A 12,374-nucleotide genomic window follows, 5' to 3' on the forward strand; every position below is an offset into this window, starting at 1 on the left:
AATCAAAGGTTACGTCTGGATGAGTTCCAAGTGGTATCAAATTTGAAGTTATCCTATAAAAATGTATTTGATTTTCTATATTATAATTTAATATTTTTTCTAAGTCATATATATTTGATCTAGTTACTTCCTTTAGCTTATTTAGCTTGTCTGCCTCTGTATTGATCTTAGAGTATCTAGAGTATGTTACAGTGCTTGAAGAGGTCACTTTGGGCAAATTCAAAGCTATAGCTACATATCCAAGTCTAACTTTCATATAATTGCTCCTTTAATCTGTATAATATAAAATTAGTTTTTTCTTTATATTATATAATATTCTACAAATTAATAAAAATATTAAATAAAAAAGTGAACTCTAATATTAGAGTTCACTTTTTATTATAATAAGTATTTATTTACTATAGTATTTAATTCGTCTTCATTTTTTTCTATAAATTCATAAAATTCTAAGTTAGATTTAGCTATAGCTTCTGATATATCGAATAATAAGTTTGGAACTTCTCTTCTTAATACATCTCCGTATATTTTTCCTAATCTAGTTTCCTCAAAAGTAGCACATCCACCTATATGAAGTTCATAAGCATCTTCTGTCTTATCTCCAACTCTTTTCTTTTTACCAGCAAAACCAATAGGTGCAACTTGGTGAGTTGAACAAGAGTTAGGACATCCTGATATATGAATTCTTGGTAAAGTGTCACTATTATAATTTTTTTCTTCTAAAGTTTTGATTATTTCCTCTAAAGTTTCTTGACTTTCAGCTATACCCATTTGGCAAATAGGAACACCTATACAAGCTGTACTTTGTTGTATTTTATATTTACCTGTTATATCCTTAGTTAAATCTAAAACTTTTTTAGCTTCTTCTCCATTTAGATTTCTTATATAAAGACCTTCACTCATAGCTAATCTTATTTCAATATCATCCATATCATTTACGGTCTCTATTATTTTGTCTAAGTCAGAAACTTTTAATTGACCATTTACAGGGTGTACATAAACAGCGTATAATCCCTCTTGTCTTTGAGAAACTAAACGATCATCTTTGACATCTATAGAAATTCCTTTTTTATCATATACTTTTTGAGTTACATTTAAATCTAAATTACATTTTTCTTTTGCTTCTTTTAAATGTTTTTTATAGCATTCTAATAAAGCATCTTTACCCATTTCCATAAGCATGTATCTTGTACGAGCTTTGTTTTTGTTTTCATAATTACCTTTTTCTATAAATAAATTAGTCATAGCCTCTACATGATATAATACATCCTTTGGCTCTACTAACTCATCGTATTCACAACCTTTGATAGGATTTTTACCCATTCCTCCAGCTATGTATACTTTGAAGTATTCTTTTCCATCTTTTTTAACTGCCATAAATCCTAAATCATTTATTGTAGCTTTTGATTCATCTTTAGGTGAACTTGAAAAAGATACTTTTAATTTTCTAGGTAGTTTATAAGTAGTTATTTTACTCATAAAATGCTCATTAACTTTTGTTGCATAAGGTGTTACATCAAAGATATCTTCTGGATCTACTCCTGATAAAGGTGATATAGCAACATTTCTTGGGAAGTTACCTCCACCACCTCTTGTATACATATCTTTATGTATACCTTCTTCCATGATATCACAAACTTCGTCTATTGTTAGTCCATGAAGTTGTATTGCTTGACGAGTTGTAAGATGTAATTGTTCTAAATTATATTTATGAGCAAAATATTGCACTAATTTTAATTGTTCAAGATTTAATATACCTGAAGCCACTCTAAGTCTTATCATAAAGTGTTCTCCATCACGGTGCGCATAAACACCCATTCCACCAGATGCATGTTTAAAGTCCATTTTTGACATTTCTTTATTTAAGAAATTGTGTCCCTTTGCTCTGAATTCTGGTATTTCATCTAATAATATTTGTTTATAACTTTCCATATTTGACTCCTTTATAATGACTTTTTATCGCCTTTTATTTAATATATTTATTTTACGACATTTTTCCTTAAATTAGAAATTGATTCTTCCTATTATAATCATTAATATTTTCAATGGTTTATAAATTTATACAATAATTAAGAAAATAAAATTTTCTGTAAATTAAAAAAAGAGACACAATATAAGATGTCTCTTTTAAATTTATTTTTTATAAACTCCCCAAAAGATTTTTATTGTCTCATTGGTTGGTGGTTTTGTGAAACTAGATACAATAATAAATGACACTAATGAAATTATAAGAGGTAAAACTATAGTGTGCATACCTAATGGCCTTACCCATATATAGCTAAACAAAATATAACTTCCTATACCTGTTATTATAGATGCTAATGCTCCACTTGCATTTGCCTTTTTCCAATATAACCCCAGTATAATAGGCCATAAAAATGTAGCTATTATTCCTGCATTTGCATATAAATTTAGCCATACTATCAAATCTGGAGGATTTATTGCTACTATGTAAATTATTATACCTAATGTAGATGTTACTAATAAACTTATAGTTCCAGTTTTTTTAGCATCTTTTTTTATTTTAGGGTTTATGTAATTAGTATATATATCATTAACTATAGCTCCTGATGCTACTAATAATTGTGAATCAACAGTAGACATTATAGATGCTAATGGACCTGCTAGTAAAATTCCCGCAATTACTGGCGGAAATAATTGAGTTGTTATAGTAGGAATGACTAAATCTCCAGACTCAATACCCACTACAAGAGTACTTGAAAATGCACCAACTAAATGCATACCTAATAATAAAATCATAGATACAATTGTTCCATACTTGATTCCATCATGTAAACTCTTTGTATCTTTATAACTCATAGCTCTTTGAGATACTGAAGGAATTCCTACTACTGCAAAACCAACAAGTATCCAAAATGATGTTACCCATGCTATACTCATATTCCCAGGAGTGACTCCAAATGGAGTTATAAGTCCTTCATTTACACTTTGCATATTACTTACTATATTAGATATTCCCCCTCCTGCTATAACAGTTCCTACAAATATAGCTATAGTGGCTACTGTCATTATAACACCTTGAATTGTATCAGAAATAGTTACCGCTCTAAATCCTCCTACTACAGTATGTACTATAACCGTTAATCCAAAAGCTGTAAGTGCAACTTTGTAATCTAATCCAACTGCACCTTGCAAAAGTCTAGCTGCTCCAACCCACTGAGCTGCCATTGCCGCTATAAAAAATACTACTATAGATAAAGATGTAAGTATTACTACCGCATCAGATTTATATCTTGCTCTTAAAAAATCAGTGATTGTCACTGCATTTATTTTCCTAGCTATTATAGCAAACTTTTTTCCAAGTACTGCTAATGTAAAATATCCAGTTGGCATTTGAGCCATAGATAAAAATACCCATCCTAATCCTTGGGTATACGCTGTTCCTGGTCCTCCTATAAAGCTTCCAGCACTCAAATATGTTGTAACTAGTGTCATAGCTAGAACAAAACCTCCTAAGTCCCGTCCTCCTGTCATGTATTCATCCATGAATCCTTTTTCGCCATTGTGTTTATTTTTAGCTCTATTTACAAATTTCATAGAATAAAACCCTACTATAAATATAACTATAAAATATATAAGAATAGGCAATAATACTTGAAAATTTATGTGTTTCATTACTTATATTCCTTTCTATACTCTTCTATATCTTCTTCACTTAATGCATCTAAAGGCATGTTTCTAAAAAATTTATTTATCATAATTACAGTTAAAGCTGAAAATAATATTCCTCCAGCTATACAACTCATAAAGAACCAAGTTGGAAACCCAAATATATATGTATATTCCTTAACCTGCTTAGATCCTAATCCATATCCAAATCCAAACCACCATACTAAGTTTACAACACCTAATGCTAGACCCATTAAAGCTTCTTTATTACATTGTTTATATCTAGGGTCCTCTTCAAAATCAAATTTTTCATTGTTTTCATTCATTTAAAAATAATCTCCTTGTTATTGTTATTTAATTAATATATCCCAAATAAACCTTTATTATTGTTATATATTTTTTAGTATACAATATACATAAAAATATACAGTATAAAAGGAAATATGTCTATAAAATATATAGCAATAAATAAACTTATAACAAAAAATAATAAAAAAAGCTTACAAACATTAAGTTTGCAAGCTTTTTTATTACTTTTTAGCAAGTAGCTCCTCCAACTATATGAAGTTCTGCTTCTAATATCTCTTCTTTTCTATCTAATATCTCATCTGATAAAACTTGCGCCTCCATATTCTCAACGCCAATTCTATCAATCATATTTCCGAAACGTTCTCCTGTTTTTCCTTGTTCTCTGTATATAAGTATTGATTTTTCTAGTATAGCCATCATTTCATTTTCAGTATAAACTCCAGTTATTGGAGTACCAGGTCTTGAAGTTTTACCCCATTTACCACCTAGGTATATTTTTAATCCTTTTTTACCTTCTTCTATTGCATCGAAATGACATTTACCTATACATAATCCACAGTTATTACATTTGTCTCTATCTATAAATGCTTTACCATCTACTATAGATATAGCTCCTACCTTACAAGTTTCTTTAGGCATACACTTTTTACATCCTGAACACATATCTTCATCAAACTCTGGTACAAATTGTCCCACTACCCCAAAATCATTTAAACTTGGTTTTACACAATTGTTTGGACAGCCTCCAACTCCAATTTTAAACTTATGTGGCAATTTAACATCATACCATTTTTCATAAAATTCTTTATGAAGAGTTGTACCTATCCCTTGAGTATCACAAAGTCCAAATGTACATACACTTCCTTTACATGGAACTATAGGTCTAACTCTTGAACCAGTTCCTCCAGATACTAAATTATCTTTTTTCAAATATTCCTTAGTAGCTTCTATATTCTCATATTTTATACCAGGTATTTCTAATGTTAGTCTTGAAGTTAATGAAATATCTCCATTTCCATACTTCTTAGCTATTTCAGCTACATTTATTAATTGTTCTGCTGTTATAGCTCCATTTTCAGTTATAACTCTACATGAAAAATGCTGACCATCATTGTTTGATAAAAAACCTTCGCCCTTAACTTTTTTTCTCATTTCCTCTGTTAATTTCATATTAATTTACCCCCAATTCAACATTTAATTCCTTATTTAAAGCTAATCCACCTTCTAATACCTTTACATCTTTGTATCCAAAGTGTTTCATTCTGTTGTATGCTAAATAAGCTCTTTTTCCCCTAGCACATACTAAAAGTATTTTATCATCTAATTCAAATCCATCTATCTTACCATTAAGTTGTGCTAAATCTATATATGTAACTCCTTCTAATTGAGGTGCTTTATTTACATCTGCTAGCTTATAACTTTCTTGATTATTCAAAAACTCTTCATATCTAAGAGTTTTTACATCTCCATCTATTTTATTTAAAAGTACATTAGCTGCATGTCCTACTGGATGAATAGCAGTAGAAAATGGAGGTGCATATGCTAAATCTAAATTTTGTAAATCATTTATAGTTGCATTAAATGTTATAGCCGTTGAAATTACATCTATATGCTTATCTACATTTCCTTCCCCAAAAACTTGTGCTCCTAATACCTTTTTATTATCTTTATCTGATATAAGTTTTATAATTATCATTTTAGAATCTGGATAATAGTGTGCCTTATCATCTATTGGAACTAAAACGCTTTCAACGTTATACCCTAAATTTAACGCCTCTTTTTCTGTTAGTCCCGTTCTTGCTGCATTTAAATTTAGTAACTTTACTATACCCGTTCCTAAAACACCATTAAATTCTGTTTTTTTGCCAGCTAAAGTTTTAGCTAAACATCTTCCTTCTTTGTTTGCAGATGACCCCATAGGAGACCATGCAGGCATTCCACTTAATATATTCTTTACTGTTACACAATCTCCAACTGCATATATATTTTCATCATTTGTTTGCATGTATTCGTTAACTTTTATAGTTTTATTGGCCTCTAGCTCTAATCCACAAGTTTCAGCTATATTGCTGTTAGCTCTTATACCTACAGACATTACAATCATATCTGCTTTCATAGCCCTTTTATCTGTTCTTACTTTACTTACCTTTTCATCTCCTTCTATAGAAGTTAATCTTTCCCCTGTTAAAACCATTATTCCATTTTCTATAAGTTCATTTTCAACATATGAACTTACCTCATCATCAAACCCTGGCATTATGTGGTCCATAGCTTCAACTAATGTTGTTTTAACACCCATTTCATGCAGATTTTCAGCTACTTCAAGTCCTATAAATCCGCCTCCTACAACTACTGCTCTTTTTACATTATTTGTTTCTACTACCTCTCTAACAGCAATTGCATCATCTGGTGTTCTCATATAATAAACACCTTCTAAGTCTATTCCTTCAATCGGAGGCTTAATAGGATCCGCTCCTGTTGCTATAACTAACTTGTCATAATTAAAGATTATTTCTTCTTTATTTTGAATATCAAAAGCTTTTACAATCTTTTTATCTCTATCTATCTCCAATGCCTCTACACTAGTTTTAACTTCTACTTGAGTTAACTCCGAAAAACTTTTAGGCGTATTTACAATTAAATCTGATTTATCTTCTATAACTCCACCAACATAATATGGAAGTCCGCAACCTGCATAAGATATATTTTCCCCTTTGGTAATTAAAGTTACATTAAAATCTCTATTTTCTCTCTTTAGTTTAGCTGCAGTTTTTGTTCCTGCTGCTACCCCCCCAATAACTAACACATTCATGTATATCCCTCCAAGTTTATATTAATTATTATTTTAACAAGTTATTCTTACTTAAAGTGTAGCAACCAAGTATTATAATGTAAAATTATAAAAAATTATTGATTTATAAATTTAACTTATAGTACACTTTTTATATAAACTGTGTATTGGGGGATACCATGATAGATTTTAGATTAAAAACATTTATAGATTTATGCGAGACTAAAAGTTATACAAAAACTGCAAAAAGACTTTGTATTACTCAACCTGCTGTCAGCCAGCATATAAAGTATATAGAATCACAATACAATATTAAATTATTTAACTATATAGGCAAAACATTAATACTAACTAAAGTTGGACAAGAATTCTTAGATTCTATTTTAAAACTAAGAACTATGTCTTTATCTATTCAAAATAACTTAAAAAAATCTAATTATTCAGCTAAACCTTTATCATTTGGAGCAACTAGAAGTATTGGAGAATTTGTAATGCCAAATGTTATAAAAAATTATTTATCTCAAAATTCTTATTCAAATTTATCAATGATTGTAGATAATACGAAAAATCTTTTAGATATGTTAAAAAGAGGTTTATTAGAGTTTTGTTTCATTGAGGGACATTTTAACAAAGCTGATTATGAAACCTACTTAATGAGCTACGAAGATTTTGTTTTTGTATCCTCTCCTAAAAATCCTATCTGTAATAAATCTAATCTTAAAGTTGAAGATTTATTTTCAGAAAATCTAATAATAAGAGAACAGGGTTCTGGAAGTAGAGATATTTTTGAAATGTGGCTATTTGAAAGAAACTATACAACTAAAAATTTTTCAAAATTATTACAAATCGGGAATATAAACATAATAAAAGAATTAGTTAAAGATAACTACGGAATATCTATAATTTACAAAGTTGCTGTACTTGAAGAAATAAAAAATAAAGAATTAGTTGTTTTAGATGTGGATTCAATGAATTTATCTCATGAGTTTAATTTTATATTTTTAAAAGAGTCTATATATGCTGATGAATACATAGAATTTTACAATAAAATTAATTAATATAAAATATTTAGTTACAAAAGGAAAAAAACTATGATTTTAGGTGGAGTAACATGGCTATCAGTTGATATAATTTCTATGGCTTATGTACTTTTTTAAGGGCTATATTAAAAAATTAATATAGCCCTTTTTTTACTTTCTAAAGTTAACTTTTTTTACATTATCTTTATTGCTCTTATTTATATTTTTAGATAAAGTTCCTTCTTTTAATCCAAGTAACTCTTCTACGTCTTTTGGATATATACTAAGCCCATAATTTATTAGGTTGTTCATAAACAGACCTTCATTCATAATCTTACCTTCTATTAGCATATCAAATGATTTTTTTAAAAGAATTGGATGCGAAGACTTTATATTACTATCTAATGGCTCTTTCTTACTCCATCCATTTTTATCCATTTCGTTCATTAAGTACATATACTTTTTATAACTTATTTTTCCTAATTGGTAACCTCTAAGAATCATAGCCCATATAGGAACTATCCATTTACTTTTTAATTCTATAAAATCTTCTAACTCTTGAGTTCCTTCTAGATCATTTAAAAATGAGTCTTTAGGCATTAAAAATGCACAAGCAAACTCATCTTTCGAGAATTTCTTAGATTGTATATTTGCTTCATTAGCTACTATATAAGCTAGTTCATATGCTAAATCATAATTTCTTATAGAAGCTGATTTTTTATCATTTCCTAGAGCTATAAAATATCTGCTTTCTTTATCTATACTTTGTTTCTGGCTAAATGCAAGAGCACCTTTTTTATCTATGTTAGTGGCAGATATAAAAATTCCATTTATCTCAAGCAAGTTAACCATATTACCTATAGGTCCATTGTCCAAGTTGAAATATCCTCTTGTTTTTTCAGCTAGTACTTCTATGTCATCGTTTCTATTTAAATTATTTGGTAAATTCATTTCTGGGAACTTTATATATCCTTGTATAAAATTAAGCACCCTGTGAGTCATAACTAGTTTTTCTTTTAATGCTATATCTTCTACTCTAGGTAAAGTTGACTCCGTTCTAATATGTGTATTTTCAACTACTACGTTAACTTTATCTTTTTCACTAAAGTAATCCTTTGGAAAACTTAAAGCATTAGCTAATTTCATTTCATTTTCTAATGTTGGTTTATACTTGTCAGCTTCAAAAGCTAATATATCCTTTTTATTGATTTTAGTTTCGCTAGCCACCATATCTACTGTTTTAGCTCTATACGTCCTAGCATTTTTTAATTTTTTTCCATTAAATATATTTTTACTCATGTCATTTTTACCTTTCTTAAATTATGTCAATAAATCTAAAATTTCATCATTTGATAAATTTTTAAAAGTGTTTGAATCAGATAATTCATTTCCTATTATATCATCTATCATTTTAAGTTTATCATCTTGAAGTTTTATAATTTTTTCTTCTATAGTTCCTTTAGCTATCAACTTTATAACTTCAACAACCTGTTTTTGCCCTAACCTGTGAGCTCTATCACTAGCTTGATTTTCAACAGATACATTCCACCATGGATCAAAGTGAATTACTTTATTTGCAGAAGTTAGATTTAATCCAGTTCCTCCTGCTTTTAGTGAAATTAAAAATACTTTTTTATTATTATTTTCATTAAAGTCATTCACAAGTTCAATTCTATCTTTAGCTTTAGTTTGTCCATCTAAATAATTATATTCTATATTTTCTTTATCTAATATATATGCTAAATTTTTAAGCACACTTGTAAATTGAGAGAACACCAAAATTTTGTCATTATTTGATATACTATCTTTTACTATTTCTACACATGCGTTTATTTTTGAACTTTTTCCTTTATAATCACTAACTATCAAACTTGGGTCCAAACATAGTTGTCTTAACTTCGTCAAATATGCTAAAACAGTTATTTTATCATTACTTTCATATTTATCTTGTAACTTTCTTTGAATTTCATCAACATATGTTTTGTATATTTTACGTTGTTCTTTTCCTAATTCAACTAAAAATTTTGTTTCTATTTTGTCTGGCAATTCTGTAATTACTTGTTTTTTAGTCCTTCTTAAAATAAACGGTTTTATAAGTTTCTTTAATCTAATTAAATTACTTTCATCTTTTATAAAAATAGAACTAAATTTATTTAAATTATATAAATAACCAGGCATTATAAAATCAAATATAGACCACAGTTCTGCTAAGTTATTTTCAACAGGTGTTCCTGTAAGGGCAAACTTACATTTAGCTTTTATATTTTTAACAGCATCGGTTGTTATAGATGTTGGGTTTTTAATATTTTGTGCTTCATCTATAATCAAGCAGTCAAAATTAATATCTTCATACTTATCATTATCATTTCTTAAGGAACCGTATGTAGTTAATAAAACATCAAAACTTTCAATATTATTTATTGTACTTTCTCTTTCTTTTTTATTTCCATGAACTATGCCTATTCTTAAGCTTGGAGCAAATTTTTCAAACTCACTTTTCCAGTTATGTATAAGAGATGTTGGAGTAATCACCATGCTTTTAGCTTCTTTTTGAGACAATAAAAAAGTTATTGTTTGTATTGTTTTTCCAAGCCCCATTTCATCAGCTAAAACGCCTCCAAATCCGCAAGATTTTAAGCTTTTAAACCACTTGAAACCTTCAACTTGATAGTCTCTTAAATCAGCATTTAAACTTTTCGGCACTTCATAATTTTCATCTTTTATATTATTAAATTTATCTACTGTATTTTTTGTATTTTCAATACCTTCTATATAGGGTATTTTCTTTTCTATTAAAAGATTATTTATATACATTGCTTTACTTTTGTGTACATTCATCTCTTTAATGCTATTAGTAAATCCTAAGCTTTCCATAAGCTTAAATAACTCTTTTGTTTGATCATCTTCTAAATTTATAAAATTTCCATTTTTAAGTTTATAAAATCGTTTATTTGCCTTAAAAGATTTTAAAATTTCCTTATATTCTCTTTCATCTACATCTTCTATTTTAAACTTAAATTCAAGATAGTGGTTTATCTCCTCTCCTAAACCTACTTTTATATTGGAGGAGTTATAGACCTTCTTTTCTTTAAATTTATCTGAATAGTATACTTGTCCAATATTTTTTAACCTATTAATTTCTGTAGTTAAAAAATCATATAGATGAGAGTCTGTGCCTCTAAACACATATTTATCTTTTTCTCTTTCAAAATAATTTGTGTAGAGCCTATATACAGCTTCTTCTTCTTTCTCAATATCTCTTATAACAAATTTGCCATCTTTTTCACCTTCATAGTGCATTTTTACATCACAGATAATTCTTGAGTCGTCTAAGTCGAAGTAATAATTTACTATTAAGTCTTTAGTTATATTGTTTATAATACTTTCATCCATATTCAAATTATTAGATATTTCTTTTAACTTAGGGATTAAATTAGTTAAACATTCGCTAATTTCATCGTCCTCAAACTCTATGGATTTATTCTCATTTAATAATTCATATAATTTTTTATAGTATATTCCATTAGCCCCTGAAATTAAATATATATTGCCTTCATAAAAGACTACATCTCCTTTTTTTGATAAAGGAACAGGTAAATTATCATTATTAAGTATAACTATTTTATCTTCTACCTTTTTGATTTCTACATCAATTGGCACATATCCATTTATTATCTGAGGATTATATGTTTTTCTATTATAGTTAAACGTAAATTCTTTATATTTAAGCTTTTCCATTAACCTTTTTAGTAAACTAGGATTTAATATCATGTATCTATTTTTTCTTGAGTTTATATTATCTACTAAACTTAGTCCATAGTCTTCTATAAACTGTGCTAATTCTTCATCATCTTCAAAGTAACTACTCTTGGGATCATATATAAAATCTTTTCCATACATTATTGGATTTCCATCTACCCTTGAAGTCGCAAATTGTTTAAAATCTTTTAGAGTGTACATTTTGTCATTACCTATCTTAAATTCAACCTCTAAAGTTTGATTTAAATAACTAGTTATATCTACTTCCAAATTTACTTTCTCTTTTGGAATTACTTTAAAATAGTTCAGTAAATCTTTATTTATAAATCTTGTATTTACTTTCGGTCTAGTTTGTTCTTTTATATCCATAGTCTTTAATTTTAAATTGTTTACTATATTAGATTTCAAATTGTCAATTTCCTTTAATGTTATACATGCTATATGCTTACATATAAAGTGATTGTTAAGAGTTGTATTTTGATTAAAATCCTCGCATGTGCATCCGCTGCTTATAATTTTTTTATCATTTAAGTCTATTATTAAAAAGCTATTATAAATTTCTCTTTGGTATTTTGATGCTACTGTACCGTATAAACTTATTTTATCTTCCTCTTTCGAAAAAAAGCTTTCTTCTATATATCCTTGTTTATAATAGTCTCTAGATCTATCTAGTCTATATCTGTCTATATTTTGTAGTAAAACTTCATTTACTATTTTAAAATCCATTTACTCACCTAATTTCTTTTAAGTCATAACCTTTATTATATATTTTTTAGTAAAAATAATAAAGACTGTAGTTTATTTTTTTAACTACAGTCTTTATATTAATTGTTTTTATATTCAAAACATTCTATTATGATATTTCTAAC

At 27.8% G+C, this 12,374-nt stretch carries 8 protein-coding genes and 1 pseudogene; 1 reads left to right on the top strand and 8 read right to left on the bottom strand.

Annotated features, from left to right (window positions below; all coding sequences use genetic code 11):
- From RWY47_RS01085 to RWY47_RS01110, 6 genes and pseudogenes are all read right to left on the bottom strand, one after another.
- Positions 1-256: pseudogene (locus RWY47_RS01085) on the bottom strand (UV DNA damage repair endonuclease UvsE); the annotation flags it as partial.
- A gap of 122 nt (positions 257-378) precedes the next feature.
- Complete coding sequence (locus RWY47_RS01090) at positions 379-1,929, bottom strand: nitrite/sulfite reductase (RefSeq protein ID WP_224170244.1); 1,551 nt, start codon at positions 1,927-1,929, stop codon at positions 379-381.
- 201 nt (positions 1,930-2,130) lie between these two features.
- Positions 2,131-3,633 carry a sodium/pantothenate symporter gene (gene panF, locus RWY47_RS01095; protein WP_029878225.1) on the bottom strand — a complete coding sequence of 501 codons (1,503 nt, stop codon included), beginning with the start codon at positions 3,631-3,633 and terminating at the stop codon, positions 2,131-2,133.
- Positions 3,633-3,953, bottom strand: a complete 321-nt coding sequence (locus tag RWY47_RS01100; RefSeq protein ID WP_150842926.1) for a YhdT family protein — start codon at positions 3,951-3,953, stop codon at positions 3,633-3,635. Before RWY47_RS01100 ends, panF begins: the two co-directional genes overlap by 1 nt.
- A gap of 211 nt (positions 3,954-4,164) precedes the next feature.
- The gene (locus tag RWY47_RS01105) at positions 4,165-5,106 is read right to left on the bottom strand and encodes a 4Fe-4S binding protein (protein ID WP_142730745.1); all 942 of its coding nucleotides are present in this window, start codon (positions 5,104-5,106) and stop codon (positions 4,165-4,167) included.
- Position 5,107: 1 nt separating this feature from the next.
- Positions 5,108-6,748 carry an FAD-dependent oxidoreductase gene (locus RWY47_RS01110; RefSeq protein ID WP_224170243.1) on the bottom strand — a complete coding sequence of 547 codons (1,641 nt, stop codon included), beginning with the start codon at positions 6,746-6,748 and terminating at the stop codon, positions 5,108-5,110.
- Positions 6,749-6,906: 158 nt separating this feature from the next.
- On the opposite strand from RWY47_RS01110, the gene RWY47_RS01115 reads away from it, so the two are divergent.
- Positions 6,907-7,785, top strand: coding sequence for a LysR family transcriptional regulator (locus tag RWY47_RS01115; protein WP_168932310.1), 879 nt, complete (start codon positions 6,907-6,909; stop codon positions 7,783-7,785).
- Between the two features lie 132 nt (positions 7,786-7,917).
- Here RWY47_RS01115 and RWY47_RS01120 read toward each other — a convergent pair whose 3' ends face one another.
- Positions 7,918-9,045, bottom strand: coding sequence for an XRE family transcriptional regulator (locus tag RWY47_RS01120; RefSeq protein ID WP_224170242.1), 1,128 nt, complete (start codon positions 9,043-9,045; stop codon positions 7,918-7,920).
- A gap of 21 nt (positions 9,046-9,066) precedes the next feature.
- Positions 9,067-12,231 (bottom strand): DEAD/DEAH box helicase, encoded by a 3,165-nt coding sequence (locus tag RWY47_RS01125; RefSeq protein WP_224170241.1) that lies wholly within the window; start codon positions 12,229-12,231, stop codon positions 9,067-9,069.
- Positions 12,232-12,374: the final 143 nt, after the last annotated feature.

The organism is Paraclostridium sp. MRS3W1 (assembly GCF_032465715.1).
Classification (GTDB): Bacteria; Bacillota; Clostridia; order Peptostreptococcales; family Peptostreptococcaceae; genus Paraclostridium; species Paraclostridium dentum.